Raw genomic sequence first — 24,375 nt, forward strand, 5'->3', positions numbered from 1 at the left:
GCCGGCGCAGGCTAGGCAAGGGCGACCGGGCGTGTCCATCCCCAGCAGGCGTCTCCTCAACGCCATTGCGTGCCGACACCCCCGATATGCAGGGCGGTCGGCCCGAGTGCGGAATGGAAAAAGGGCCTGGCGATGCCAGGCCCTCTTGGCTGCGCAAGCGGCGGGGCGTCAGTGGCGGCGCTTGCGGCTGGCGCCGGCGGCAATGCCCAGGCCCAGCAGTGCCAACGCGGCGCTGGCCGGTTCCGGCACGGCGGCGGCCGTCACGTCGAAGGTCAGGCTGCCGCGCAGCCATTCGCCTTCGGAGACATCCATCGCGAAGTCCTTGTAGGCCTCGCTGAACTCGATGCGCAGCAGGCCGTCGCTGCCGATGGTCAAGGCCCATGCGGCGAGGTCCACGTACCCGCTGTAGCTGCCGCTGCCGCTGGCGGCGGAGTCGAACGCGTCGGGCGTCAGCGTGATCGCGTCGGGGCCGGTGAAGCCGCTGAAGCTGACCTGCATCTCCGACAGCACGCTGGGCGCGAACGCGCTCAGCTCGACGGCCCAGCTCAGCGACTTCAGCACCGCGTTGGCGCCCACGTCGATCAGCAGCACGGTGTTGCCGGCCTCGCCCTGCAGATTGAAGCTCTGCGCGCCGGCCACGTCGACGACGACGGGCGCGGCCTGCGCGGTCAGGCCGGCGAAGGCGAGGGCGGCCGTGGCGGCCAGGCGTTGGAGTTTTTGCTTGTTCATGGCGATGGCTTTCATTGGGCAGCGGCGGGGCGGGCGACGAAGACGACGGCCGTGCGGGCTGGCACGTTGACGGTGCCGGTGCCGCGGTCGAACGTGGCGGCGCGGGCGCGCTGGTCGGCCGCACCAGCAGCGGTGTGGGCCGGGTGCAGCTCCAGCGCGCGGCCGGCCAGCGCGGGCAGCGTCAGCGTCTTGGCGTTCTTGTCGACGTTGATCAGGTAGACCAGCTCGTCGAAGTTGGCGCCGGGGTAGCCCACGCCGTTCAGGCGGCCGACCAGCACGGTGGGCTCCTGCGACGAACCCGTGTTCAGGAAGCTCAGTCGCGCCTTAATGTCCTCGGCCGTGCGCAGGCGCAGCAGCGTCGTGCTGTTGCGGATCTTTAGCAGGTCGCGGAAGGCGTCGCGGGTCCAGGCGATGTCGTTGGCATGCGGCTTGATCAGCGGGTTGGCCAGCAGCGGGCGCGCCAGGCCCCAGTTGTCGCCGTTGTCGCGCGAGGGCGGCAGGCCCACGCCGAAGTTGTTGTCGGCGAAGGTCCAGTCCAGCTTGTTGAACCAGTCGCCGCTGTCGTAGCTGTTGCGGTCCAGGCTCTTGCTGCGCAGCGCCTCGCCGCCGGCGTGGAAGTAGGCCACGCCCTGGCTGAACGCATTGATCGCGTTGGCCAGGATCTGCACGCGGGCGCGGTCTTCCTTGCTGGTGCCGGTGGGCAGGCGGAAGGCGTTGTTGTCGAACAGCGTCAGGTTGTCGTGGTTCTCCACGTAGTTGACGACCTCGCCGGGTTCCAGCACCCAGCCGGCCGGGATGCCGCCCACGTCGATCTGCTCCAGGCGCAGCATGGCGTCCCAACTGGTCTGCATCTGGAAGCTGCGGATGGAGCCGGCCAGCGAGGCCTTGATGCGGTCGCCCATCCACATCAGCGTGCCGCGGTCCTGGCCGGAGGCGCTGGCGTTGGCGTCGTAGAAGTAGCCGTTGACATAGCCCTGGTTGGCGACCAGCGCGCCGCCCGAGTCGCAGCAGCCGCCGCCGCGCACCGCGTCGCGGATCAGCGGGTTGAAGCTGCCGATGCCGGAGCCGTTCAGGCTCAGCATCTCGGCCTGCACGAAGCGGGCGCCGTTGGCGACCTCGCCGAAGTTCCAGCCCTCGCCGACGATCTGCACCTTGCGGCCGGCGGCGGCCTCGACACGCGCCTTCAGCGTCTCGATGACCGAGCGCGGGTGGTGGCCCATGATGTCGAAGCGCAGCGAGCTGAGGCGATAGTCGCGCACCCAGGTGGTGGCCGAGTCCACCATCAGCTTGGCCATCATCAGGTTCTCGGACGCGGTGTTCTCGCAGCAGGTGGAGCGCTCGATGCCGCCGGTGGCGTTGTAGCGGAAGTAGTAGTTGGGCACGACCTTGTCGAGCACCGACGTGGTGTTCTGGCCGGACGACGTGGTGTGGTTGAACACCACGTCCATGCCCACGCGCAGGCCGGCCGTGTTCAGCGCCTGCACCATGCGGCGGAACTCGACGACGCGGGCCAGCGGGTCGTTGGCGTTGCTGGCGTAGCTGCCGTCAGGCGTCGTGAAGTGGTGCGGGTCGTAGCCCCAGTTGAAGCAGTCGGTGCCGGCCGTCGCGGCGACCGCGGCCTGCTGCGATTCGCTGTCCGGCGCGCCGGCGGGCGACGGCGTCGTGCAGCTCTTCTCGCTGACGCTGGCGAGGTCGAACACCGGCAGCAGGTGCACATCGCTCAGGCCGGCGGCGGCCAGGCTGGCCAGGTGCTTCATGCCGTTGGAGTTGGCCTCCGCAAACGCGAGGTACTTGCCGCGGCGCGCGGCGGGCACGGTGGCGTCGTTGATGGAGAAGTCGCGCACATGCAGCTCGTAGATGCTGAGGTCGGACGGCGCGTTGACCGTGGCCGGCGGCGCGCCCGCATCCCAGCCCGCGGGCTTGGTGCTGGCGGCGTTCAGGTCCATCACCACGCTCTGCTGGCCGCCCAGCGTCAGGCCCAGCGAATAGGGGTCGGTGACCAGGTTCTTGACCAGGCCCACGCCCTTCACGAACACCTGCACCTGGTAGCGGTAGGTGGCGCCGTGTAGGTTGGCGGGCTTGGTGAGACGCCACACGCCGGTGGCGGCGTCGCGCGTCATGGGTTCGGTGGTGGTGCGGGTCAGCGGAGAGCCGGCGACGGGCGTGTTCAGCATCAGCGACACGGCCTGCGCGGTCGGCGCCCACAGCTTGAACGTGGTGTTCCCGGCGGCCACGGTGGCGCCCAGGTCGGGCACGCTGTCGGCGGCGGCGTAGAGGTCGTCCAGCGCGCCGGCGATCTGCGCGGTGGTGGCGTTCTGCACCTTGCCGGTGGCGTCTTCCTGCACCAGCACCAGTTGCTGCTGGTGCAGCGCGGGCAGGCGGGCGATGTCGGCGGCGCGCACGCTGAACACGGCGCCGCTGGCCACGTACTTGAAGCGCAGCGCATCGGCTGCGGGTACGCTGCCGGTGAAGGCGTCCAGCGTGATGAAGCCGTCGGCGCCGCTCACGGGGGCGTCGCGGCCCACGCTGATCTGGCCGGTGGCGGAGTGGTACAGCCGCACGGGGCCGGACGTGGCCATGCGCGGCCACTTCACCAGCGTCTTGTTCAGCCACACGGCGCGGGCGTCGGTGCTGGAGACCTGGCGAAGGTCGGGCGCTGCCGTGTAGACCGTCGCGTCGCGCTCCACCAGCCAGATGTGGCCCACCTGGCCGCTGATACTCAGCGCTGCGTACTCGACGCGGATGTTGTTGTCGCGGCCGTCCTTGTCGTTCTCGTTGGGCGGCATGCCGTGGATGATGAATTCCAGGCCCTTGCGGTTCACGTCACCTTGCGGGTTCAGCACGGGGATGTCGAACACCACTTCGCCGTCGCCCACGGCGTGGCCGGGCATCTGGTTCAGCGGCACGGGTTGACCCCAGTTGTCGATGTTGACGCCGGCCGGGAGCCGCGAGGCATCCAGCCCGCTGCCGTTCCACAGGTGCAGGCCCCAGGCGCTGTAGCCGGCGTCGAAGCGCTTGTAGTGCACGCGCACGGTCTTGATGTCGGGCGCGGGCAGCAGCAGCGGATTGCTGGTGTAGTTGTTGCTGTCGCCCTGCAGCCGCCAGATCTCGTTGGCGCCGGACTGCAGCGCATGGCTCTGGTCGGCGCCGCCGTTGTCCTTGTTGTCGCCGTTGTGCAGCAGGAAGCCCACCGTGCCGGTGCCGGCGGCCAGCGGCACGTCGTAGTAGACGCCGAAGTCCGTGCTGCCCGATGCGTTCCAGCCGGCGTTCCAGGCCGGGCTCTGTGCGGCGTTCCAGGTGTGGATCTGCCAGCCGGCATGGTTGCCGTCGGCACGGCGGTAGTGCACGCGCAGCGACGTGGCCGGCGCGCCAGGCGTGGCTGCGGCGGCGGCGCGGGCGCGCGGCGCCTCGGCGATCTTGGGCACGCCCGCCAGCAGTTCGAAGCCCTTCTCGTCGGCCGCTGCGGCCGTGGCGCTGGGGCTGGATAGCGCGTCCGAAGAGGGGGCGTCCGCGCCGCCGCCGCAGGCTGCCAGCAGCCCGAACAAGCCCAGCGTCACCGCCCCCACCGCCCGTCGCGCCTGCCGCGCGAGCCCGTCAGTCCATGCCTTCATGTCCCAGCTCCTTTGTAGTGCGCGGATGCTATTGGAGTAAAACTACACAAGAAAGCTGGTGAAATCCCGATGCTGGTGTGGCGATCGCCGTGACAAATTCAGCTTTGCAGGGCGCTTTTGACGCTTGCTGGACATTGAGATGTAGTTTTGCTTCTGATTCTTGTGGCGTTTGGTTGGGCTGAGGAAACTGACAGCGCCGTGCAAGATGACTCAAGACAGGTGCGCCGGCCGGGGCTAAGCTTGTTCCAGGAGACCGACACAAAAGAGAGCAGGAGACTGCCATGAACAAGTTCCGCATCGTTTGCGCCGCGCTGGTGTTGGCTTGCCTCGGTGGCTGTGCCGTCGAGCCGATGAAGCCGCCCAGCACCGATGTGTTCCGTGACGCCGCGTTCAAGCCGCCCAGCGTGGTCATCGACCCGCAGCAGGCGCTGGAGCTCAGCCCCGCGATGCGGCGCTTCGCCGAGACCGAGATGGCCAGCGAGATCCGCCTGAAGGGCTTGCGCGACGGCCTCATCGACGCGCTCTACACCAAGGGCCGCCTCAAGCTGGACTACGACAGCGAGATCACCCGGACGGCCGCCGAAGCCTTCGACGTGAAGCGCGGCAACTGCATGTCGCTGGTGCTGATGACGGCGGCGTTCGCGCGCCACCTGAACATGCCGGTGCGCTTCAACAGCGTCTATCTCGAAGAGTCCTGGACGCGCGCAAACGGCATCTTCTTTGTGGCCGGCCACGTCAACATCAGCCTCGCGCGGCCGCTGGCCGGCGCGTCGCGCATGACGGTCTTCGGTGATCCTGAGCTGCTGACCATCGACTTCCTGCCGCCAGAGCAGATCCGCCGCAACCGCAGCCGTGTTGTCGATGAATCCACCATCCTGGCGATGTTCCTGAACAACCGCGCCGCCGAGGCATTGACGGCAGGCCAGCTCGACGACGCCTACTGGTGGTCACGCGCCGCAATCCAGACCGATTCGCGCTGGCTGGCTTCGTACAACACGCTGTCGGTGCTGTATCGCCGCAAGGGCTTGCCGGATGCGGCCGAGCAGACGCTCAGGCTGGTGCTGGAGCGCGAGCCGGCCAATCTGCAGGCCATCTCCAATCTGGTGCTGGTGCTGAGCGACGTGGGCCGGCATGCCGAGGCCAATGTCTATTCCAACCAGCTGGCGCAACTGCAGCCGGTGCCGCCCTACAAGTTCTTCGACGAGGGCGTGGCGGCCATGAAGGTCGGCGAGTTCGCGCAGGCCCGCCAGTTGTTCCGCAAGGAGGTGGCGCGCGCCGCCTACGTGCCTGAGTTCCATTTCTGGCTGGCGCTGGCCAACTACGGCCTGGGTGACGTGAGCGCGGCTCGCGGCGAGATCGCGATGGCGCTGGAGAACAGCGCGACCACGCGCGACCGCGAGATGTACGGCGCCAAGCTGGCCTGGCTGAACGAGCAGCAGCGCGAAATGCGCGAGCAGCGCCGGTCGCCGCTGCGCGGTCCCGGTACCTAGATCGGACTGAGCCCGTGCCGCGCGCGGGCGCGGGCGCAGGCGTCGTCGCCTATGCCCATGGGCGCGCGTTCGCCGAACTCGCGGCAGGGCGAGGGGCGCCAATCGTGGATGCCGCAGCTGGCCTTCTCGCCCACCTTGCCGCTGAGTGCCGCGCAGCGCGGCTGCGCATGGTCGGTGCCTCTCATGCGCACCAGCCGCCCGCTCAACTCCACGGCCAACCCATCGGGCACGCGGCCGCCCTCGCTCTCCAGCTCGCTGCGATCGAAGTCCACGCGGAAGCTGGCGCAGCAGGCGCCGCAACTCAGGCAGGGGTTGTCACTCATCCTCACAGTGTAGGCAGCGGTGAGACTCGGGGCCGGCCCAGCTTCCCGCCAAGACCATGCGCTACGTCCTGACTTTCGCCTTGTTGGCCGCGGCCCTTGCCGCCCAGGCCGCCGACCTGACCGTCACCGTGCTGGACCGCAACGGCAAGCCGCTGGCCGACGCCGTGGTGCTGGTCGACAGCAGCGTGCAGGGCGCGCGGCCGGCGCCGGTGCTGGAGGCCAGCATCGCGCAGGAAAAACTGCGCTTCGTGCCGGCCGTGACCGTCGTCGGTCTGGGCGCCAAGGTCAGCTTCAGCAACCTGGACAGCTGGGACCACCACGTCATCCTGGGCGTCATGGGCGCCGGCGGCGTCTATGTGGACCCAGGCCAGAACACGCAGTTCCGCCTGGCCGGCCGCGTCGCCGGCAAGCCGCCCGCCGGCGACAGCAAGGTGCTGAGCCAGCCCGGCGCCTATCTGCTGGGCTGCCACATCCATGGCTCCATGCGCGGCCATGTCTACGTGGCAGACACGCCCTGGGCGCGGCTGGGCGGCGAGGATGGCAAAGCGGTGCTGCGTGCGCTGCCCGAGGGGCCGGCGCGAGTGCGCATCTGGCATGCCGATCAACTGGTCGAAGGCACGCCGACGCCGGTGCAGATCGTGGCTGCGGGCAGTGCCGTCACGGTACATACGCAGATCACCGCCGCCCGCAGGAAGCCCGCGCCGGCCGCGGAGTCCTACATCGGACTGTGAGCGCTCAGTCGGCTGCAGGCTCCCGCACCACGGTCACGGTGCAGGCCGATTCCGCCACGACGTAGCCCGACACGCTGCCCAGATAGCGCCGCAGCGTGGACGCGCCGCGCGCGCCCATGACGATGTGGTCCACGCCGTTGCGCTGCGCGAAGTCGACCAGCGCCTCCGCTACATCGGGCGCTTCCAGCACATGGAAGGTCAGCCGGCCGTCTTCCAGCTTCAGCGCCTTGCGGATGGGCAAGGCCCAGTGCTTCAGCGCGATCAGCTGCTTCACGTGCAGGCTCTGACCGTGCTGGTCGGTCAGCTCATCCAGGCCGATGCGGTTGACGCGCATGACGGCCACGCAGGCCAGCCGTGCGCCGGTCTCCGTCTGCACGATGCGGCGCACCGTCTCGCACAGCTGGTCGCGCAGTTCGGGCGTGCCGCGGTCCACCTCGACCGCGGCCATCACGATGGGGCTGCGCGACAGTTGCTGCCCGGGCTGGACCCTGGCTTCGGGCTCGCTCCCCAGCGCGAAGAACCAGCGCTTGAGGCGGATCATCAACCCGCTGGTCTGCAGCTTCTCGGCCCGTGCGGTCAATGCCACGCCGGCGGGTTCGCGCAAATCCAGCGCCAGTTGCGCGGCGCTCTGGTAGCGGCGTTCGGGCTGCACCTCCAGGCAGTGCAGGATGACTTCCTGCAGCCACGGCGGCAGCTCAGGCCGGATGGCGCGCGGCGGCACGGGCTCGACGAACAGCCGGCGGCGCAGGCCACGCACGGAGTCGGGCTGACCGAAGGGGCGTTCGCCGGTGGCCAGGTGGTAGAGCATGACACCCAGCGCGAACAGGTCGCTGCGCGGATCGTTGCGCACGAACTGCACCTGCTCCGGGCTCATGTAGGGCCCGGTGCCCATGGGCAGCGTGAACTCCTCCTCCAGCAGGTCGGGCAATTGCTCGTGGCGCGACAGGCCGAAGTCCACCAGCACGGCCGTGCCGTCCGGGCGGAACATGATGTTGCTGGGTTTCACGTCCAGGTGCACCACATGCTGGCGGTGCAGCGCGGCCAGTGCGGTGGCCACGCGGGCGCCGATGTCGGCCACCTCTTCGGGCGGCAGCGGCGCGTCGTCCAGCCGCGGGCGCAGCGTGTCGCCGGGGATGCGCTCCATGACGATGAAGGCCTGGCGCGTCCAGTCGCCGCGCGCGACGAAGCGGGGTACATGGGATCCGCTCAGTTGCGGCATCAGCATCTGCTCGACCTCGAAGCCCACGATGGTGGCCGGGTCCTCGCCGCCCTTGATGCGCGGCACCTTCATGATCAGCTCACAGCCGTCGTCGGTGCCGTCCTCGCGGGTGACCCGCCACAGATTGGCCATGCCGCCCTGGTGCAGCCGCTGCTCCAGGCGGAAGCCATCCAGCAGCTGGCCGACCTCCAGCGGCGTCGGCGGTGCGGGCGGCGGCGCGGTGGCGGTCATTCGCCCAGGCTGAGCCGGCGTGTCAGCCGCTCGACGATGGCGGGCGGCAGGTCGGTGGCCCGCAGAGCCGCGCAGGCCGCGTCGACGTCGTAGGCCACGCGCTGGAAGGTGATGCGGGCATCGTCCAGCTCCGACTTTGCGGGGTCGAACAAGGCGTAGCAGGCGGCCGGATTGCCGTCGCGCGGCTGGCCGCAGGAGCCGGGGATGGCCAGCCACTGGCGATGGCCCGGCAACGGCATGGGCACGCCGGCCACGGGCCGGAAGTCGCCCGCCTTGCCGGTGCCCGACAGGTGGAACAGCATGGGCTCGTGCATGTGGCCGCAGACCTGCAGCCGCGCCGGGCTCGCGTGCATGCTGCGCACGGCCTCGGCGCGGCCAAGCACGTACTCCCAACCGCGCGGGTCGAACGCGTTGGCATGCACGAACAGGCAGTGGCCCGGTTCGCCGTGGGCCTGCATGGGGAGACGCGCCAGGAAGCGCAACTGGTCTTCGTTCAGCTGCGCGCGGGTCCAGTCGACGACCGCGCGGGCATCTGGGTGCATGCCGGGCATGCTGCCCTGGGCTACGGCCTCGTCATGGTTGCCCTGCACGGCGATGGCGCCGTCGGTGGCCAGCGCCATGACCTGGCCCAGCACCCAGGCCGGATCGGCGCCGTAGCCGACGAAGTCGCCCAGCAGCGCATAGCGCGTGGCGCCCTGCGCCCGCGCATCCGCCAGCACGGCCTCGAAGGCCTGCCGATTGGCGTGGATGTCGGTGATGAAGGCCCAGCGCATGGACGACAGCTTGCCACGAAGCACTGACGCCGGCCCGACAGTCGGCGCCGGCGTCAGGTTCGCGTGGCGTTCCTCAGCCGATACGGCCCAGCAGCAGATACTCCATGAGCGCCTTCTGCACGTGCATGCGGTTCTCGGCCTCGTCCCAGACGACCGACTGCGGCCCGTCGATGACGTCGGCGGCGACCTCCTCGCCGCGGTGGGCCGGCAGGCAGTGCATGAATAGCGCGTCGGGCTTGGCGCGGGCCATCATGTCGGCATCCACGCACCAGTCGGCGAACGCGGCCTTGCGGGCCTCGTTCTCGGCCTCGTAGCCCATGCTGGTCCAGACGTCCGTGGTTACCAGGTCGGCGCCCACGCAGGCCTCGCGCGGGTCCTTGAAGACCTTGTAGCAGCTGGCGTCCTTGATGCCGGCCACGGCCGGATCGATCTCGTAGCCGCTGGGCGTGCTGACGTGCACCGTGAAGCCCAGGATCTCCGCCGCCTGCAGCCAGGTGTTGGCCATGTTGTTGCCGTCGCCCACCCAGGCCACCACGCGGCCTTTGAGGCAGTCCATGTCGATGGCGCCGCGGCGGTCCATGCCGCGGTTCTCGATGAAGGTGAACAGATCGGCCAGGATCTGGCAGGGGTGGTACTCGTTGGTCAGCCCGTTGATGACCGGCACGCGCGAGTGCGCCGCAAAGCGCTCGATCTTGCTCTGCTCGAAGGTGCGGATCATGACGATGTCGACCATGCGGCTGATGACGCGCGCGGAATCCTCCACCGGCTCGGCGCGGCCCAGCTGGCTGTCGCCGGTCGTCAGGTGCACGACAGAGCCGCCCATCTGATACATGCCGGCCTCGAAGCTGACGCGGGTGCGCGTGCTGGCCTTCTCGAAGATCATGGCCAGCGTGCGGTCCGCCAGCGGTTGATACCGCTCGTAGTTCTTGAAGCGGCGCTTGATGATGGCGGCGCGGTCGAACAGGTGGGCGTATTCCTCGGCGCGCAGGTCCTTGAATTGCAGGTAGTGACGCATCAGCGCATTCCCCGGCTTCATGGCTTGGGTTGGGCCAGGAAGGCCTTGATCAGCGGCAGCAGGATGGCCGCGATCTGGCGTGCCTCGTCATGCGTGAGGATGAGCGGCGGCAGCAGGCGCACGACGCGGTCGGCCGTGATGCTGATCAACAGGCCGGCGTCCAGTGTCTGCTGCAGCAGCGGGCCCGCCGGGCGGTCCAGCTCGACGCCCAGCATCAGGCCCTGGCCGCGGATCTCGACGACACCGGCCTCGCCCGCCAGGCCGTCGGCCAGCGCGTTGCGCAGCGTGGCGCCCACGGCCTCGGCATTGGCCAGCAGGCCGTCTTCTTCCATGATCTTCAGCGTCTCGACGCCGGCGCGCATGGCCAGCGGATTGCCGCCGAAGGTGGTGCCGTGGTTGCCTGCCTTCAGCACGCCGGCGGCGCGCGGGCCGCAGACGACGGCGCCGATGGGCACGCCCGAGCCCAGGCCCTTGGCCAGCGGCATCACGTCGGGCTTGATGCCGGCCCACTGGTGGGCGAACCATTTGCCGGTGCGGCCTACGCCGCATTGCACCTCGTCCAGCATCAGCAGAAGATCGTGCTGGTCGCAGATGCGGCGCAGCGCCTGCAGGAACTCGATGCGGGCGGGCTGGATGCCGCCTTCGCCCTGGATGGTTTCCAGGAAGATGGCCGTGATGTTGGGATGCGCGGCGATCGCCGCCTCGACGGCGGCGATGTCGTTGAGCTTGACGCGCACGAAGCCCGGCACCAACGGCGCGAAGCCGGCCTGGATCTTGGGATTGGCCGTGGCCGACAGCGTGGCGATGGAGCGGCCGTGGAAGGCGCCTTCGAAGACCAGCACCTCGGGCGACGTGTTGCCGCGGTCGTGGCCGAACTTGCGCGCGATCTTCAGCGCCGCCTCGTTGGCTTCCAGTCCGCTATTGCAGAAGAAGACATTGGCGAGGCCCGAAAGCTCGCACAGCTTGTCGGCCAGCTGCTCCTGCAGGGGGATGCGGTAGTAGTTGCTCGTGTGGATGAGCTTGGCTACCTGGTCTTGCAGCGCCGGCACCAGCCGCGGGTGGTTGTGGCCCAGCGTGTTGACCGCGATGCCGCCCAGACCGTCCAGCAATCGTCGGCCTTCCGTGTCCCAGACCCAGCAGCCCTGGCCGTGCGAAAGCGCAACGGGCAGGCGGCCGTAAGTGGGCATCACGTGGGCATCGGACGGAAGGGACTCAGCGTTCATCGGGATTCCGTAGGGATCGAGGAAAAAGGTGGATTTTGGATTCTAGGGTCCGTGCCGCTGCAATGTTGCGGCGCAACAGTTTGCTTTGCGCCAAGGCACAATAGCGGTCTTTGGCAGCGGTGCTCCGCTGTATAGCGAAGCCCCCTGTCCATGACCGTTGCCCCATCGCCGCGCGAAGTCTTCATCCAAGGTGTCACACAGGATGGACGCACCTTCCGCCCGAGCGACTGGGCCGAGCGGCTGGCCGGCGCGATGTCCTGCTTCCGCCCGGGTGGCGCGAGGCTGGGGCCGGGTGCCCACATCGGCTATTCGCCGTACTGCGTGCCTACCGTCATCAACGGCGTGAAGTGCGTCATCGTGAACGAGGAACTGCGCCGCATCGAGCCCATGGCCTGGGACTTCGTCATGAACTTCGCGCGCGACAACAACCTTCAGGTCGCAGATGCCTGCCTGCTGCCGGACGGCAAGCAGACCCCCTGAGTTGCACCCCCTGTCCTAGAGGGATTCCCAGGCGCGGGACGCGGGGCGCACCGTTATCCTCGCCGGCTACGTTTTACACGTCGTCGATGAACCTCAACACCGCTTCCGCCGCCTTGTTGCCGCAACCCGCGCCGGGTCTTGCGCAGTCGGCGCCTGCGCATGGCAATGTCTGGGTGTTGCTGCGAGGGCTGTCGCGGGAGAGCGGTCACTGGGGTGTTTTTCCGGAGCACCTGCTGAAAGAGGTGAGGGCGCTGCAGCCGGAGGTCAAGCTGCATCTGCTGGACCTGCCGGGCACGGGCGCGCTGCGTCGCCAGGCCAGCCCCACGCAGGTGTCGGCCATCGTGGATGAATGCCGGACCGAACTGCAACGGCGCGGTGTCAACGGTACGATCTCGGTGCTGGGCATGTCGCTGGGGGCCGCTGTTCTGAGCGATTGGGCCAACCGCTATCCCGGGGAGATCGAGGCCGGTGTGCTGATCAATCCCAGCCTGCGGCCGTTCAGCGAACTGTTCCGCAGGCCGCGCCCGCTGAACTATCTGGGCCTGGCCCTGCTGTCATTGAGTCGTTTCAGTGCCCGCATGCGCGAAGAGCGCGTGCTGCAGTTGACCACGCGGCTGACGCCTTCCCAGGCTGTCATCGAACGCTGGGTGGAGTTGCAGCGCCAGCACCCGCTGGGTGTGCGGAACACGGCCCGCCAGTTGCTGGCCAGTCTGCGTTACCGCGCGAGCCGCACGCGGCCGGCAGCGCCCATGCTGCTGCTGTGCAGCAAGGCCGACACCTTGGTGGATTGGCGTTGCTCGCAGGCCATCAGCCGGGCTTGGGGGGCACCGCTGCGCCTGCACACGAAGGCCGGCCACGATCTGCCATTGGACGACCCGCAATGGGTCGCGCGGGCGGTGGCCGATTGGCTGCGCGATCGCAGCATGCAGGGCGTCGAGCGCGGCGAGTGGCACTGAGCCTGGTGCCGCCTCTGTAGCGTCGTAAATGCAAAAGGCCCGCTGAGCGGGCCGTCCAGAAAGCAGAAAGCCCGCTTTCGCGGGCCTTCTGCTTGCACCAGAGCTGGATTGGAAATCAGGCGGCGAGCGCCTTGATCTTGGCGGACAGGCGGCTCTTGTGGCGAGCAGCCTTGTTCTTGTGGAAGATGCCCTTGTCGGCGACGGAGTCGATGACGGCTTGGGCGGTCTTGAACAGGTCGGCGGCCTTGGACTTGTCGCCAGCCGTCACGGCCTTTTGCACGTTCTTGATGACCGTGCGGAATTTGGAGCGCAGCGCGGTGTTCGCGGCGTTGAGCTTGACGTCCTGGCGGGCGCGCTTGCGGCCCGATGCCAGGCGAACCGTCTTCTTCTTGGCTTTGGAGCTGGTTGCCATGCTGTTTGTATACCCAGTTGGTGCAAAGACAGCGAGTATAGCGCGGAATCAGGGTTAAAGCCAAGTGGTGGGGCTGAGTATCAAAAGTGGCGCTATGGGCGGCCCACATAATCCGGCGCCATGAATCTGCTGCGCGCTGCGTCAACCATATCTCTTCTGACCCTGACCTCGCGCATCACCGGCCTTGTCCGCGAGACCATGGTGGCGGGGCTTTTCGGTGCCACGGCGATGACGGACGCCTTCCTGGTGGCCTTTCGCATTCCCAACCTGTTGCGCCGGCTGTTTGCCGAGGGCGCGTTCTCGCAGGCCTTCGTGCCCATCCTTGCGGCGACGCGGGCGACCGAGGGTGAGGCTGCAACGCAGCGCCTGATCGATGCGGTCGCCACCGTGCTGCTGTGGGTGCTGGTGGCCACCAGCATCGTGGGCGTGCTGGCCGCGCCGCTGCTGGTGTGGCTGCTGGGTGCCGGGCTGCCGGACAAAGCCTTCGACGCGTCGGTCGCGATGACGCGCTTCATGTTCCCCTACATCACCTGCATGTCGCTGGTGGCGCTGGCTGCGGGCATCCTGAACACGTGGAAGCGCTTCGTGGTGCCGGCGGCAACGCCAGTCCTGCTGAACCTCAGCGTGATCGTCGTGGGATGGTCGCTTGTGGGGCCGCTGGAGCGGGCCGGTTATCCCGGCATCTATGCGATGGCCTTCGGCGTCATGCTGGGGGGCGTGCTGCAGTTGCTGGTGCAGTGGCCGGCGTTGCGGGCCGTGGGCGCCATGCCGCGCATGCGGCTGAGCTGGGGCGGTTTCATGGAGTCGCGCGCGCATCCAGGCGTCGGGCGTGTGCTCGTCCAGATGGGGCCGGCGCTGCTGGGCGTGGGCGTGGCGCAGGTCTCGCTGATGATCAACACGCAGATCTCCAGCCATATCGCCGAAGGAGCCACCTCCTGGCTGAACTACGCTGACCGCTTGATGGAGTTCCCCATCGGTCTACTGGGCGTGGCGCTGAGCGCGGTGTTGACGCCGCAGCTGTCAGCGGCTCAGGCATCCGGCGAGACCGAGCGCTACAGCCGGCTGCTGGACTGGGGCCTGCGCATGGTGCTGCTGCTGGCCTTGCCCTGTGCCGTTGCGCTGATGGTGTTTGCGTCGCCATTGACGGCGGTGCTCTATCACCGCGGGGCCTTCTCGGCGGTCGATGTCGCCAACACGGCGCAGTCCGTCATGGGTTGGGGCGTCGGCCTGCTGGGGCTGATTGCCATCAAGGTGCTGGCGCCCGGCTTCTATGCCCGCCAGGACACGGGCACGCCGGCCAAGATCGCCATCGGCGTGCTGGTGCTGACCCAGTTGTTCAACGTCGCCTTCGTGCCGTGGATAGGTGTGGCGGGCCTGGCGCTGTCTATTGGCCTGGGAGCCTTGGTGAATGCAAGCTGGTTGCTGTGGGGGCTGAAGAAGCTGGGCGCCTATCGGCCCGAGCCGGGTTGGCTGGCGTTCGGATTGCGCGTGGGCCTGGGCTGCGCGGCCATGGGGGCGTTGCAGTACCTGCTCGCGACCCGGCTGGACTGGATTGCACTGGGCGGCCATGAATGGCAACGTGCGCTGGTGATGGCCGCCAGCCTGGGCGGCAGCGCCGTGGTCTATTTCGGCGTGCTGCTGCTCGCAGGCCTGCGGCCGCGGGCGCTGGGCCGCCCGCTCTGAGGCCGAACGATGCGCTACGCACCGCCGACTCCTCTGGAATACTTCGCCACCCTGGTGGCGGAGGATCGGGGTTTGAATCTGCTGGAGGCTGCCATCAGCCTGGCGCAGGACGAGCATCCGACGCTGGACGTCCAAGCCGTGCTGGCCGAGGTGGACGGCCTGGCGGGTCGCCTGCGTGAGCGCATCTCGCTGCAGATGGGCGCGGCGGAGCGCCTGCACCTGTTGACGCGCTTCTTCCACGGCGAGCTGGGGTTTTCGGGCAACCTGAACAACTACTACGCGGCGGACAACAGCTTCGTCCATCGCGTGCTGGAGACGCGGCGTGGCATTCCCATCACGCTGGCCGTGCTGTTGCTGGAGCTGGGTGAGCAGGCCGGGCTTCGCATGTCGGGCGTCGCATTCCCCGGGCATTTCCTGGTGAAGTGCCGCACCGGTCTCAGCGATGTCGTCCTGGATCCCTTCACCGGCGAAGCCTTGTCGCCCAGCCGTCTGGAAGAGCGGCTGGCCCAGTACCGCCACGGCAGCGAACTGCCGCACGATCTGGAGCTGCCGCTGGACTTCTTCCTGCAGGCCGCGGCGCCGCGCCAGATCCTGGCCCGCATGCTGCGCAACCTGAAGGAAGTGCACCGTGCCGCGGGCGATGCGCAGCGGCTGTTGGCCGTACAGCGTCGCCTGGTCGTGCTGCTGCCGGCCGACCCGGCCGAGCGGCGTGACCGCGGGCTGGTGCTGGATGCGCTGGGCGACCCGGCGGCGGCCGATGACCTGGCCTTCTATCTCGCCGAGCGCGGCAGCGCAGCCGATGCGCCCGAACTGCGCCGCCGCCTGGCCTTGCTGCTCGAAGGCCGCTCGCGGCCGCTTCAGTGACAATCCGCGCCCTCGCGCCCCACCCATGATGATGAAGCTCAACAAGCCTCAACGCACCGCCCTGGCCTGGGGCGGCGTCGCTCTCGTCGGCATCCTGCTGCTGTGGCTGCTGTCGCCGGTGCTCGCGCCCTTCATCGCGGCGCTGGTGCTGGCGTACGCGCTGTCGCCCGTCGTACAGGCTCTGGTGAACCGGCGCGTGCCTCGCGCGCTGGCCGTGCTGATCGTCGAGCTGGTCTTTGGCCTCGCGCTGCTGGCCTTGCTGTTGCTGGTGCTGCCCATACTCAGCAAGGAGTTGCCGGCGCTGCGCGAGCAGATCCCTGCGCTGGCCACGCTGGCCAACAACAAGCTCTCGCCCTGGCTGGCCCAGCACGGCATCCATCTGCAACTGGACCCGGCCAGCATCAAGGCTTTCGTGCTGAAGTACATGGACGCCAATCTCGAGGAATGGTTGGCCACTGTGCTCAGTTCGGCGCGCATCGGCGGCAGCTTCCTGTTGGCCGTGGTGGGCAACGCGGTGCTGCTGCCGGTGGTGTTGTTCTACCTGCTGGACGACTGGCCCAACCTCGTGCAGCGCGTGCGCGGCCTGGTGCCGCCGTCGGCCCGCGAGTCGGTGGGCAGCTTCCTGGACGAGTGCGACGCCACGCTGGGCCAGTATCTGCGCGGCCAACTGCTGGTCATGGGGGCGCTGGCCATCTTCTACAGCGCTGGTCTGGCGCTCGCCGGCTTCGAACTGGCGCTGCCCATCGGCGTGTTCACGGGCCTCGCGGTCTTCATCCCCTACCTGGGCTTCGGACTGGGCCTGGTGCTGGCATTGCTGGCCGGGCTGCTGCAGTTCGCGAGCTTCTACGGCCTGGCCGCCGTGGCCGTCGTGTTCGGTATCGGCCAACTGCTGGAGAGCTTTGTGCTGACGCCGCGCTTCGTCGGCGAGCGCATCGGCATGAGCCCGCTGATGGTCATCTTCGCGCTGCTGGCCTTTGGCCACCTGCTGGGTTTCGTGGGCGTGCTGATCGCGCTGCCGCTGTCCGCCGTGGCCGTCGTCGCGTTCCGGCGCGTGCACGAGGCCTACCTGGCGAGTTCCCTTTTCCGTTGATGCGGCAGATTCCTCTTTCGCTGCTGGCGCCACCGGCGCACAGCTTTGACAACTTCCTGCCCGGCGCCAATGCCGAGGCACTGGCCTATCTGCTGGGGCTGATGCCGGCCGACCCGCCCGTGCTGCTGTGGGGGCCGACCGGGGCCGGCAAGACCCATCTGCTGCAGGCGCTGGCCGAGCGCTGGCAGGCGGCCGGCCAGCGTGTCGCCTGGTACGACGCGGACACGCCGCTGCCCTGGGAACTGCCGGCCCACGAGAGCCTGCTGCTGCTGGACGACTGCCAGCGGTTCGACGCTGGCCAGCAGCATGCCGCCTTCGCGCTGTTTGTCGCGTCGGCAGGGCAGGGCTACACAGTTGTTGCCACGGCCGACGCGCCTGCGGTGGACCTGCCCGTGCGCGAGGATCTGCGCACGCGCCTCGGCTGGGGGCCCAGCTTCCAGCTGACGCCGCTGCGCGAGTCAGAGATGCGCGCCGTGCTGCGCCGCGAAGCCGATCGCCGCGGCCTGCTGCTGGGCGACGAGGTGCTGGACTACCTGCTGACCCGCTTCGAGCGCAACCTCAAGGGGCTGATGGACCTGCTGGAGCGGCTGGACGAGTTCGCGATGTCCACGAAGCGCGCACTGACGCTGCCCCTTTTGAAGGCCATGTTGGTCGACGAGAAAACTGACTCTGACCCCATTTTATGAATTTGACGCTGTTTGACCTGGACGGGACGCTGATCCCGGTGGATTCCGACCATTCCTTCGGTGCCTTTATGGTGGAGGTCGGCTGGGTCGATGGCGCGGTCTGGGGCGCGCGCAACGACGAGTTTTTCGCGCAGTACAACGCCGGCACGCTCAACCTGGCGGCCTATGTCGACTTCGCCACGTCTGCCTGGCGCGGCCGGCCACTGGATGAGGCGCTGGCGATGCGTGAGCGCTTCATGGCGCAGATCGGCAGGCCGGCGCTGCGGCCTGAGGCGATGGCACTGGTGGAGAAGCATCGCGCAGCAGGGGATCTGATCGCGCTTGTCACGGCTACCAACGAGTTCGTCACCGCGCCGTTTGCCGAGGCGTTCGGCATCGAGCACCTGATCGCCGTGCAGTTGGAGCGGGATGCGCAGGGCCGCTACACCGGCGCCATCCGCGGCGTGCCCAGCTTCCGTGAAGGCAAGATCGCGCGCGTTGACGACTGGCTGCGGGGGCTCGGGGCACAATCGCGTGATTTCGAGCGCGTCACCTTCTACAGCGACTCGACCAACGACCTCCCCCTGCTCGAACGCGTCAGCCACCCGGTGGCGACCAATCCCAGCCCCACGCTCGCACAGATCGCCACCGAGCGCGGCTGGCCCCAGCTCCAACTCTTCGCATGATCAAGAAGTTCATCGACTTCCCAGGAAAAATGGGCTGGATGCGAAAAACCTACACCAAAACCTACACCAAGCCGTGATCAAGAAGTTCATCGACAAGCTGTTCAGCAAGTCCGGCACCGCGGCACCCAAGACCACGCCGCTGGGCAAGCGCGTCGAGATTCCGGCCGACGTGCATGGCATCGACCCCGAATTGCTGGACGACCGCGCCGTCAAGGTCGTCAAGACGCTGACCGACGCCGGCTTCGAGGCCTACATCGTCGGCGGCGCCGTGCGCGACCTGTTGTTGGGCATGCGCCCCAAGGACTTCGACGTCGCCACCAACGCGACGCCCGAGCAGGTCAAGGGCCTGTTCCGCCGCGCCTTCATCATCGGCCGGCGTTTCCGCATCGTGCACGTGGTCTACGGCCGTGGCCGTGAGCACGAGGTCATCGAGGTCTCGACCTTCCGCGCGCTGCCCACCGAATCCGAGGCGGTGCAAGGCAACGAGAAGACGGCCAAGGGCGAACTGGACGGGAAGTCCCACGCCGTGGACGCCAGCGGCCGCGTGCTGCGCGACAACGTCTGGGGACCGCAGATCGAAGATGCCGCGCGCCGCGACTTCACCGTCAACGCGATGTACTACGACCCGCAGCGCCGCTTGGTGGTGGACTATCACGGCGGCCTGGCCGATGCGAAGGCCAAGCTGCTGCGCATGATCGGCGACCCTGACACCCGCTATCGCGAAGACCCGGTTCGCATCGTCCGCGCCGTGCGCTTTGCGGCCAAGCTGGGCTTCGAGCTTGAAAAGAAGACGCTGGCGCCGGTCGCGGCCTGCACCCCACTGCTGGCCAACGTGCCCGCCTCACGCCTGTTCGACGAGATGATCAAGCTGCTGCAGACCGGCCATTCACTGGCCAGCCTGGTGCAGTTGAAGAAGCTCGGGCTGGTGGGACAGGGCGGAAAGGTGTTTGCCGTGCTGGATGCGATGCTGACCGCCACCGGCGACCTGCCGGAAGGCGTGCGCGGCAAGTTCGTGCGCCAAGCGTTTGAAGACACCGACCGCCGCGTCAACGAAGGCCGTGGTGTCAGCCCCAGCTTCATGCTGGCCTGCATGCTGTGGCACGAGGTGCTGGACCGCTGGACCAAGATCCGCAACGGTGGCGAGCCCGCCGTCCCTGCGCTGGCCCAGGCCATCGACGCGGTGTTCGATGCCCGCATCGGCGACATCTCCGGCCGCGGCAAGCTGGCGGCCGACATGCGCGAGATCTGGATGATGCAGACCCGCTTCGAGCGCCGCAGCGGCTCGGGCGTGTTCAGCCTTGTGGAACAGCCGCGCTACCGCGCCGGCTTCGATTTCCTGCGCCTGCGCGCGGATGTGGGCGAGGTGGACCCGGCGCTGGCGGACTGGTGGGAGGACTTCGCGCTCGGCAGCGACGACGACCGGCAAGCCCTGCTGGCCGACGCACGCGCCGCCCAGCAGAAGGCTCCCCGCGTCGTCCGCGCGCCGCGCCCGGATGCGCCAGCACCGGCATCGTCGGCCGACGACACGGTCGACGATGCCGCTCCGGCCAAGAAACGCCGCCGCCGCCGTCGCAAGCCCGCCGGAGGCGGCGAGGGCGCCGCAGCACCGGCGGCCGAGTGAGCGAGCGCGCCTACGTCGGCCTGGGCGCCAATCTTGGCGCCGATCTGCTCGCCACCTTGAGCCGCGCCGCCGCGGCGCTGGATGCATTGCCCCAGACCCGGATCGCGGTGCTGTCCAGCGCGTGGCGCAGCGCCCCCGTCGATGCCGGTGGCCCGGATTTCCTGAACGCGGTCGCCGCGCTGGATACCGGCTTGGCGCCTCTGGCGCTGCTGGACGCCTTGCAGGCCATCGAGGCAGTGCATGGACGCGAGCGCCCCTACCGCAACGCGCCGCGCACGCTGGACCTGGACCTGCTGCTGCATGGCGACACCCGCCTCGACACGCCGCGGCTGGTGCTGCCCCATCCCCGCATGCAGCAACGCGCCTTCGTGCTGAGGCCGCTGCTGGAGATCGCGCCCGAGCTGGCCGACTTGGCCGGCCCCGGCGACTGGCAGTCGCAGCGCATCGAACGCCAAGACGCCATCCCCTTCTGAACCGGAGCTTCGACGATGTTTTCGACCCTCGGGGGCTGGCAGACCGTGGGCCTGCTGCTGCTGTCCAACGTCTTCATGACCTTTGCTTGGTACGGCCACCTGAAAGGCCTGGCCACCAAGCCGTGGTGGATCGCGGCGCTGATCAGCTGGGGCATCGCGCTGTTCGAATACCTGCTGCAGGTGCCGGCCAACCGCATCGGCCACGGCGCCGGCTTCACGTTGGCGCAGCTGAAGATCACGCAGGAGGTCATCACGCTGGCCGTCTTCGTGCCCTTCGCCGTGTATTACATGGGCGAGCCGTTGAAGCTGGATTTCCTGTGGGCCGGGTTGTGCCTGTTAGGGGCTGTCTACTTCATCTTCCGGTCGGCTTGATGACGATTCGGTGACGGCGCCCGGTAAACTGCGCGCCTTCCAGAAATCCAAGGATGGCCATGCTATTTGGCAAGCTGCTGCCCCGCGAGGGCAATTTTTTTGAGCTGTTCAACGAGCACGGCGGCTTCATTGCGGAAGGCGCGCGCGCCTTCCTGAAGATGATCGAGAACTATGCCGACCCGACGCTGCGCCAGCAGTACGCCGACGAGGTCGACAAGGCCGAGCATGCTGCCGACCGCGTGACGGCCGAGGTGAACCGGCTGCTGCACCGCACCTTCATCACGCCCATCGACCGCGAACAGATCCACGGCTTGATCAACGCGATGGACGACATCCTGGACCTTCTGCAGGACTCGTCGGAGACGCTGTCGCTGTACGACGTGCGTTCGGTGCCCGAGCAGGTGCTGCAACTGGCCACGCTGTCGGTCCGCTGCTGCGAACGCGTGCAGCACGCCGTCACGCTGCTCCCCAACCTCAGCAAGCCCGCCACGACCGAGGCCGCGATCAAGACCTGCGAGGAGATTGATCGCCTGGAATCCGACGCCGACCGCGTCATGCGCTCGGCCATGTCGCGCCTGTTCCGCGAGGAAGCCGACGTGCGCGAGCTGATCAAGCTGAAGGCGATCTACGAGCAGCTGGAGTCCATCTCGGACCGTTGCGAGGACGTGGCCAACCTGATCGAGGGCATCGTCCTCGAGAACTCCTGATCGGCTTCCCATGGCATCCGTAGAGATCGCCTTCTGGGTGGTGGCGCTGCTCGTCGTGCTGGCGCTGCTGTTCGACTTCATGAACGGCTTCCACGACGCGGCCAACTCCATCGCCACCGTCGTCTCCACCGGCGTGCTGAAGCCGCAGCAGGCGGTTTTGTTCGCTGCGTTCTTCAACGTCATCGCCATCTTGTTCTTCCAGCTGAAGGTGGCTGCCACCATCGGCAAGGGCATTGTGGAGCCGGGCATCGTGGATCACCACGTCGTGTTCGGTGCGCTGATCGGCGCCATCGCCTGGAACGTCATCACGTGGTGGTGGGGCATCCCGTCCAGCTCGTCGCATGCGCTGATTGGCGGCATCGCCGGCGCCGTGGTCGCCAAGGCCGGCCCCGATGCGCTGGTGGCCGCGGGCATCTGGAAGACCGTGGCCTTCATCGTCGTCTCGCCGCTCCTGGGCTTCACGCTGGGGTCGCTGATGATGGTGCTGGTCGCCTGGGTGTGCCGCGACAAGTCGCCACTGCGCATCGACCGCTGGTTCCGGCGATTACAGCTGGTGTCTGCCGGTCTCTACAGCCTGGGCCACGGCGGCAATGACGCGCAGAAGACCATCGGCCTGATCTGGATGCTGCTGGTGGCTGCCGGCATGATGAGCGCTGGTGACAGCGCGCCGCCCAGCTGGGTCATCGTGTCCTGCTATGTGGCCATTGGCCTGGGCACGATGTTCGGTGGCTGGCGCATCGTGCAGACCATGGGTCAGCGCATCACCAAGCTCAAGCCGGTGGGCGGCTTCTGTGCCGAGACCGGTGGCGCGATCACGCTGTTCGTGGCCACGGCGCTTGGCATTCCGGTGTCCACCACCCACACCATCACCGGTGCCATCGTGGGCGTGGGTTCCGTGCGCCGCGCTTCGGCCGTGCGCTGGGGTGTCGCCGGCAACATCGTCTGGGCCTGGATCTTCACCATCCCCGCGGCAGCGACGATGGCGGCGATCTGCTACTGGGTGAGCTTCTTCCTCTACTGATCGGACTGCGCCTCGAAGTAGCGCTGGGCGCTGAAGGCGATGGTCGCCATCAGCGCCGTGCCGCCGATGAGCAGGCATAGCACGACGCCGATGACGGCGGCCCAGCCGCTGGACTGGGCTGGGTGGCCGGCGTTGAAGCGCTCATTCCAGCGCTCGTCCGGCATCAAGCCGTAGACGATGCCGCCCAGCAGTGCGGCCACCAGGCTGACGCCCAGCAGGGGTATCAGCACCCAGGCGACTCGGTCGTCCTGCCCAAAGGCGCTCATGCGCTGCAAGCCAGCCAAGCCCAGCAGCGTGGGCAGCGGAAACAGCCAGGCCCAGTGGTCCTTCATGCCATGCAGGTAGAAGCGATGCAGGCCGAACACGCCGACCGTCAAGGCCAACCAGGTCGCGACGGCCTTGTGCTTGACACCGTGGTTCATTCGGCCGGCGAGTTGGTATCGCCGCTGCCGAGTTGGCGCTGCATCAGCACCACGTCCAGCCAGCGGCCGAACTTCCAGCCGGCGCTCTTCAGCACGCCGGTGTGCTCGAAGCCCAGCGCCGTGTGCACGCCGACCGAGCCGGCGTTGTTCGCGTCACCGATGACGGCCAGCATCTGGCGGGCCCCGACCGCTTCGCAGCGGGCGATCAACTCTGCCAGCAGCAGCCGACCCACGCCCTGGCCCTGCGCGGCGGGCGACAGGTAGATGGAATCCTCGACGCAGAAGCGGTAAGCCAGGCGCGGGCGAAAATAGTTGGCGTAGGCGTAACCCAGAACGGCGCCGTCGCGTTCAGCGACCAGCCAGGGCAGGGCGCGGCCCAACACCTCAGCGCGGCGGCGGGCCATCTCCTCGACAGTGGGTACCTCGGTTTCGAAGGTGCCGGTGCCTTCCAGCACGGCCTGGGCGTAGATGGCCTGGATGGCGGGCAGGTCGGCGTCGGTGCTGGGACGCAGGATCAAGGGCTGGGCGGGAGGCTGTGACATCTGTCGTTTCAGGAGCTGCAAATGAGGGCCAAGCGAGTTTATAATGCGCGGTTTTGGCGCTGGCTGCAGATGGCTGCGGCGTATCTACAGCGCCTCCCCTGGCAGGGGTTCCTGCTATTCGACTGGCTCGCCCTGAGTGTCTCCTCGTGCGGTAGTCGCCCAATTTTTAGGAAACATCATGGTTGTGATTCGTCTGGCCCGCGGCGGCTCCAAGAAGCGCCCCTTCTACAACATCGTCGTCGCCAACAGCGCCCAGCGCCGTGACGGCCGCTTCATCGAGCGCGTCGGCTTCTACAACCCGGTCGCCTCCGGCGCTGCCGAGAAGCTGCGCGTCGCCCAGGACCGCGTGTCCTACTGGGTCGGCGTCGGCGCCCAGCTGTCGCCCACGGTCGAGCGCCTGGTCGGCGAGGCCAAGAAGGCCACGCCCGCTGCCTAAGCACGTGGCAGGCAACAAGCCTCAGCAAGACGGCGCCTCGGCGCCGTCTTTTGCTTCCTGGCCCGAAGATCTGGTGCCGGTCGGCCGCATTCTGGATGCCTGGGGCATCAAGGGCGGCCTGAAGGTGCAGGCCTATTCGGTCGATGCGGATGCGCTGTTCAGCGCCAAGCGCTGGTACCTGAAGTCCACCGGCCCCAAGCCAGGCCAACTCCTGCTAGCCGTGCGCTCCGTGCGCGAGCAGGGCGAGGGCATCGTCGCGACGGCCGACGGCGTGGACGACCGCAATGCCGCCGAGGCACTGCGCGGCCATGAGATTTACATCCCTCGCAGCGACTTCCCGCGCACGCCCGACGGCGAGTATTACTGGGTCGATCTGATCGGCCTGGACGTCGTCAATCGCGCAGACGAGGCGTTGGGCCGGGTTATCGGCCTCATCGACACCGGACCGCATTGCGTGCTGCGCATCCTGCCGCCTGGCGTGGTCGAGCCGGCCAAGCCGGACCAGGAGCGACTGATCCCCTTCGTCGAAGCATTCGTCGACAATGTGAACCTCGAGACCAGGCGCATCGTGGTCGACTGGGGTCTGGACTTCTGAAGCCG

The 24,375-nt window shown here is 68.0% G+C and carries 26 protein-coding genes; 16 read left to right on the forward strand and 10 right to left on the reverse strand.

The genetic code is table 11. The features are described 5' to 3' along the window. Positions 1–168: 168 nt before the first annotated feature. Positions 169–729, reverse strand: a complete 561-nt coding sequence (locus tag J2X21_RS07340; protein WP_310326711.1) for a PEP-CTERM sorting domain-containing protein — start codon at positions 727–729, stop codon at positions 169–171. 11 nt (positions 730–740) lie between these two features. Beyond that, positions 741–4,340 carry an alpha-1,6-glucosidase domain-containing protein gene (locus tag J2X21_RS07345; RefSeq protein ID WP_310326713.1) on the reverse strand — a complete coding sequence of 1,200 codons (3,600 nt, stop codon included), beginning with the start codon at positions 4,338–4,340 and terminating at the stop codon, positions 741–743. A gap of 281 nt (positions 4,341–4,621) precedes the next feature. Between J2X21_RS07345 and J2X21_RS07350 the strand changes: the two genes are divergently transcribed. Further along, positions 4,622–5,830 carry a hypothetical protein gene (locus J2X21_RS07350; RefSeq protein ID WP_310326714.1) on the forward strand — a complete coding sequence of 403 codons (1,209 nt, stop codon included), beginning with the start codon at positions 4,622–4,624 and terminating at the stop codon, positions 5,828–5,830. Here the strand turns inward: J2X21_RS07350 and J2X21_RS07355 are convergent. Then, positions 5,827–6,153, reverse strand: a complete 327-nt coding sequence (locus J2X21_RS07355) for a YkgJ family cysteine cluster protein (protein ID WP_310326716.1) — start codon at positions 6,151–6,153, stop codon at positions 5,827–5,829. The two genes, J2X21_RS07350 and J2X21_RS07355, sit on opposite strands and share 4 nt — an antisense overlap. Before the next feature lie 56 nt (positions 6,154–6,209). Here J2X21_RS07355 and J2X21_RS07360 point away from each other — a divergent pair, with 56 nt between their 5' ends. Beyond that, entirely contained in the window at positions 6,210–6,884 is a 675-nt protein-coding gene (locus J2X21_RS07360) for a cupredoxin domain-containing protein (RefSeq protein WP_310326719.1), read from the forward strand. 4 nt (positions 6,885–6,888) lie between these two features. Here the strand turns inward: J2X21_RS07360 and J2X21_RS07365 are convergent, their stop codons facing one another. The 4 genes from J2X21_RS07365 to J2X21_RS07380 form a co-directional block, all read right to left on the reverse strand. Beyond that, a complete protein-coding gene (locus J2X21_RS07365; protein ID WP_310326721.1) occupies positions 6,889–8,334 on the reverse strand; it encodes a bifunctional serine/threonine-protein kinase/universal stress protein in 1,446 nt (481 codons plus the stop codon). Continuing rightward, the gene (locus tag J2X21_RS07370) at positions 8,331–9,107 is read right to left on the reverse strand and encodes a metallophosphoesterase family protein (RefSeq protein ID WP_310326723.1); all 777 of its coding nucleotides are present in this window, start codon (positions 9,105–9,107) and stop codon (positions 8,331–8,333) included. Before J2X21_RS07370 ends, J2X21_RS07365 begins: the two co-directional genes overlap by 4 nt. Before the next feature lie 73 nt (positions 9,108–9,180). After that, the gene (argF, locus tag J2X21_RS07375; RefSeq protein ID WP_310326725.1) at positions 9,181–10,143 is read right to left on the reverse strand and encodes an ornithine carbamoyltransferase; all 963 of its coding nucleotides are present in this window, start codon (positions 10,141–10,143) and stop codon (positions 9,181–9,183) included. Further along, complete coding sequence (locus tag J2X21_RS07380; RefSeq protein WP_310326727.1) at positions 10,140–11,345, reverse strand: aspartate aminotransferase family protein; 1,206 nt, start codon at positions 11,343–11,345, stop codon at positions 10,140–10,142. The genes argF and J2X21_RS07380 overlap by 4 nt, the downstream gene beginning before the upstream one ends. A 150-nt stretch (positions 11,346–11,495) precedes the next feature. Here J2X21_RS07380 and J2X21_RS07385 point away from each other — a divergent pair, with 150 nt between their 5' ends. Both J2X21_RS07385 and J2X21_RS07390 read left to right on the forward strand, forming a co-directional pair. Continuing rightward, entirely contained in the window at positions 11,496–11,825 is a 330-nt protein-coding gene (locus J2X21_RS07385) for a DUF3579 domain-containing protein (RefSeq protein ID WP_310326729.1), read from the forward strand. Positions 11,826–11,911: 86 nt separating this feature from the next. Further along, complete coding sequence (locus J2X21_RS07390; RefSeq protein ID WP_310326731.1) at positions 11,912–12,781, forward strand: alpha/beta fold hydrolase; 870 nt, start codon at positions 11,912–11,914, stop codon at positions 12,779–12,781. A gap of 115 nt (positions 12,782–12,896) precedes the next feature. On the opposite strand, the gene rpsT is transcribed toward J2X21_RS07390, so the two are convergent. Further along, positions 12,897–13,193 carry a 30S ribosomal protein S20 gene (rpsT, locus tag J2X21_RS07395; protein ID WP_268152380.1) on the reverse strand — a complete coding sequence of 99 codons (297 nt, stop codon included), beginning with the start codon at positions 13,191–13,193 and terminating at the stop codon, positions 12,897–12,899. Positions 13,194–13,313: 120 nt separating this feature from the next. On the opposite strand from rpsT, the gene murJ reads away from it, so the two are divergent. The 10 genes from murJ (at position 13,314) to J2X21_RS07445 (ending at position 22,375) form a co-directional block, all read left to right on the forward strand. Next, on the forward strand, positions 13,314–14,876 hold the full coding sequence (gene murJ / locus J2X21_RS07400) for a murein biosynthesis integral membrane protein MurJ (protein ID WP_310326737.1): 1,563 nt from the start codon (positions 13,314–13,316) through the stop codon (positions 14,874–14,876). 72 nt (positions 14,877–14,948) lie between these two features. Then, the gene (locus tag J2X21_RS07405) at positions 14,949–15,740 is read left to right on the forward strand and encodes a SirB1 family protein (RefSeq protein ID WP_310326740.1); all 792 of its coding nucleotides are present in this window, start codon (positions 14,949–14,951) and stop codon (positions 15,738–15,740) included. Between the two features lie 25 nt (positions 15,741–15,765). Continuing rightward, entirely contained in the window at positions 15,766–16,830 is a 1,065-nt protein-coding gene (locus J2X21_RS07410) for an AI-2E family transporter (RefSeq protein ID WP_310326743.1), read from the forward strand. After that, positions 16,830–17,516 (forward strand): HdaA/DnaA family protein, encoded by a 687-nt coding sequence (locus J2X21_RS07415; protein WP_310326745.1) that lies wholly within the window; start codon positions 16,830–16,832, stop codon positions 17,514–17,516. The genes J2X21_RS07410 and J2X21_RS07415 overlap by 1 nt, the downstream gene beginning before the upstream one ends. Continuing rightward, the gene (locus tag J2X21_RS07420; protein ID WP_310326748.1) at positions 17,513–18,181 is read left to right on the forward strand and encodes an HAD family hydrolase; all 669 of its coding nucleotides are present in this window, start codon (positions 17,513–17,515) and stop codon (positions 18,179–18,181) included. Before J2X21_RS07415 ends, J2X21_RS07420 begins: the two co-directional genes overlap by 4 nt. Before the next feature lie 73 nt (positions 18,182–18,254). Further along, positions 18,255–19,802: a polynucleotide adenylyltransferase PcnB gene (gene pcnB, locus J2X21_RS07425; RefSeq protein WP_310326749.1), complete on the forward strand. Its 1,548-nt coding sequence runs from the start codon at positions 18,255–18,257 to the stop codon at positions 19,800–19,802. After that, a complete protein-coding gene (gene folK, locus J2X21_RS07430; protein WP_310326751.1) occupies positions 19,799–20,275 on the forward strand; it encodes a 2-amino-4-hydroxy-6-hydroxymethyldihydropteridine diphosphokinase in 477 nt (158 codons plus the stop codon). The genes pcnB and folK overlap by 4 nt, the downstream gene beginning before the upstream one ends. A 15-nt stretch (positions 20,276–20,290) precedes the next feature. Beyond that, positions 20,291–20,647: a DMT family protein gene (locus J2X21_RS07435; RefSeq protein WP_310326754.1), complete on the forward strand. Its 357-nt coding sequence runs from the start codon at positions 20,291–20,293 to the stop codon at positions 20,645–20,647. A gap of 59 nt (positions 20,648–20,706) precedes the next feature. Then, positions 20,707–21,354, forward strand: a complete 648-nt coding sequence (locus J2X21_RS07440) for a DUF47 domain-containing protein (protein WP_310327236.1) — start codon at positions 20,707–20,709, stop codon at positions 21,352–21,354. A 10-nt stretch (positions 21,355–21,364) separates the two neighbouring features. After that, entirely contained in the window at positions 21,365–22,375 is a 1,011-nt protein-coding gene (locus J2X21_RS07445; RefSeq protein WP_310326757.1) for an inorganic phosphate transporter, read from the forward strand. On the opposite strand, the gene J2X21_RS07450 is transcribed toward J2X21_RS07445, so the two are convergent. Together J2X21_RS07450 and J2X21_RS07455 are read right to left on the reverse strand one after the other, a co-directional pair. Beyond that, positions 22,369–22,797, reverse strand: coding sequence for an NINE protein (locus J2X21_RS07450; protein WP_310326760.1), 429 nt, complete (start codon positions 22,795–22,797; stop codon positions 22,369–22,371). The two genes, J2X21_RS07445 and J2X21_RS07450, sit on opposite strands and share 7 nt — an antisense overlap. Further along, positions 22,794–23,339: a GNAT family N-acetyltransferase gene (locus J2X21_RS07455; protein ID WP_310326762.1), complete on the reverse strand. Its 546-nt coding sequence runs from the start codon at positions 23,337–23,339 to the stop codon at positions 22,794–22,796. Before J2X21_RS07455 ends, J2X21_RS07450 begins: the two co-directional genes overlap by 4 nt. Before the next feature lie 178 nt (positions 23,340–23,517). Between J2X21_RS07455 and rpsP the strand changes: the two genes are divergently transcribed. Together rpsP and rimM are read left to right on the forward strand one after the other, a co-directional pair. Beyond that, on the forward strand, positions 23,518–23,775 hold the full coding sequence (rpsP, locus tag J2X21_RS07460; protein ID WP_310326765.1) for a 30S ribosomal protein S16: 258 nt from the start codon (positions 23,518–23,520) through the stop codon (positions 23,773–23,775). A gap of 73 nt (positions 23,776–23,848) precedes the next feature. Then, positions 23,849–24,370 (forward strand): ribosome maturation factor RimM, encoded by a 522-nt coding sequence (gene rimM, locus J2X21_RS07465; RefSeq protein ID WP_310326767.1) that lies wholly within the window; start codon positions 23,849–23,851, stop codon positions 24,368–24,370. The last annotated feature ends 5 nt before the right edge of the window (positions 24,371–24,375 follow it).

Origin of the sequence: Roseateles asaccharophilus (assembly GCF_031458115.1) — a bacterium.
Classification (GTDB): Bacteria; Pseudomonadota; Gammaproteobacteria; order Burkholderiales; family Burkholderiaceae_C; genus Pelomonas; species Pelomonas asaccharophilus_A.

What these genes read in the sequence shown, in the direction of transcription:
- J2X21_RS07340 (WP_310326711.1), bottom strand. Translation starts at nt 729, where the DNA reads ATGAACAAGCAAAAACTCCAACGCCTGGCCGCCACGGCCGCCCTCGCC.
- J2X21_RS07345 (WP_310326713.1), bottom strand. Translation starts at nt 4,340, where the DNA reads ATGAAGGCATGGACTGACGGGCTCGCGCGGCAGGCGCGACGGGCGGTG.
- J2X21_RS07350 (WP_310326714.1), top strand. Translation starts at nt 4,622, where the DNA reads ATGAACAAGTTCCGCATCGTTTGCGCCGCGCTGGTGTTGGCTTGCCTC.
- J2X21_RS07355 (WP_310326716.1), bottom strand. Translation starts at nt 6,153, where the DNA reads ATGAGTGACAACCCCTGCCTGAGTTGCGGCGCCTGCTGCGCCAGCTTC.
- J2X21_RS07360 (WP_310326719.1), top strand. Translation starts at nt 6,210, where the DNA reads ATGCGCTACGTCCTGACTTTCGCCTTGTTGGCCGCGGCCCTTGCCGCC.
- J2X21_RS07365 (WP_310326721.1), bottom strand. Translation starts at nt 8,334, where the DNA reads ATGACCGCCACCGCGCCGCCGCCCGCACCGCCGACGCCGCTGGAGGTC.
- J2X21_RS07370 (WP_310326723.1), bottom strand. Translation starts at nt 9,107, where the DNA reads ATGCGCTGGGCCTTCATCACCGACATCCACGCCAATCGGCAGGCCTTC.
- argF (WP_310326725.1), bottom strand. Translation starts at nt 10,143, where the DNA reads ATGAAGCCGGGGAATGCGCTGATGCGTCACTACCTGCAATTCAAGGAC.
- J2X21_RS07380 (WP_310326727.1), bottom strand. Translation starts at nt 11,345, where the DNA reads ATGAACGCTGAGTCCCTTCCGTCCGATGCCCACGTGATGCCCACTTAC.
- J2X21_RS07385 (WP_310326729.1), top strand. Translation starts at nt 11,496, where the DNA reads ATGACCGTTGCCCCATCGCCGCGCGAAGTCTTCATCCAAGGTGTCACA.
- J2X21_RS07390 (WP_310326731.1), top strand. Translation starts at nt 11,912, where the DNA reads ATGAACCTCAACACCGCTTCCGCCGCCTTGTTGCCGCAACCCGCGCCG.
- rpsT (WP_268152380.1), bottom strand. Translation starts at nt 13,193, where the DNA reads ATGGCAACCAGCTCCAAAGCCAAGAAGAAGACGGTTCGCCTGGCATCG.
- murJ (WP_310326737.1), top strand. Translation starts at nt 13,314, where the DNA reads ATGAATCTGCTGCGCGCTGCGTCAACCATATCTCTTCTGACCCTGACC.
- J2X21_RS07410 (WP_310326743.1), top strand. Translation starts at nt 15,766, where the DNA reads ATGATGATGAAGCTCAACAAGCCTCAACGCACCGCCCTGGCCTGGGGC.
- J2X21_RS07415 (WP_310326745.1), top strand. Translation starts at nt 16,830, where the DNA reads ATGCGGCAGATTCCTCTTTCGCTGCTGGCGCCACCGGCGCACAGCTTT.
- J2X21_RS07420 (WP_310326748.1), top strand. Translation starts at nt 17,513, where the DNA reads ATGAATTTGACGCTGTTTGACCTGGACGGGACGCTGATCCCGGTGGAT.
- J2X21_RS07435 (WP_310326754.1), top strand. Translation starts at nt 20,291, where the DNA reads ATGTTTTCGACCCTCGGGGGCTGGCAGACCGTGGGCCTGCTGCTGCTG.
- J2X21_RS07440 (WP_310327236.1), top strand. Translation starts at nt 20,707, where the DNA reads ATGCTATTTGGCAAGCTGCTGCCCCGCGAGGGCAATTTTTTTGAGCTG.
- J2X21_RS07445 (WP_310326757.1), top strand. Translation starts at nt 21,365, where the DNA reads ATGGCATCCGTAGAGATCGCCTTCTGGGTGGTGGCGCTGCTCGTCGTG.
- J2X21_RS07450 (WP_310326760.1), bottom strand. Translation starts at nt 22,797, where the DNA reads ATGAACCACGGTGTCAAGCACAAGGCCGTCGCGACCTGGTTGGCCTTG.
- J2X21_RS07455 (WP_310326762.1), bottom strand. Translation starts at nt 23,339, where the DNA reads ATGTCACAGCCTCCCGCCCAGCCCTTGATCCTGCGTCCCAGCACCGAC.
- rpsP (WP_310326765.1), top strand. Translation starts at nt 23,518, where the DNA reads ATGGTTGTGATTCGTCTGGCCCGCGGCGGCTCCAAGAAGCGCCCCTTC.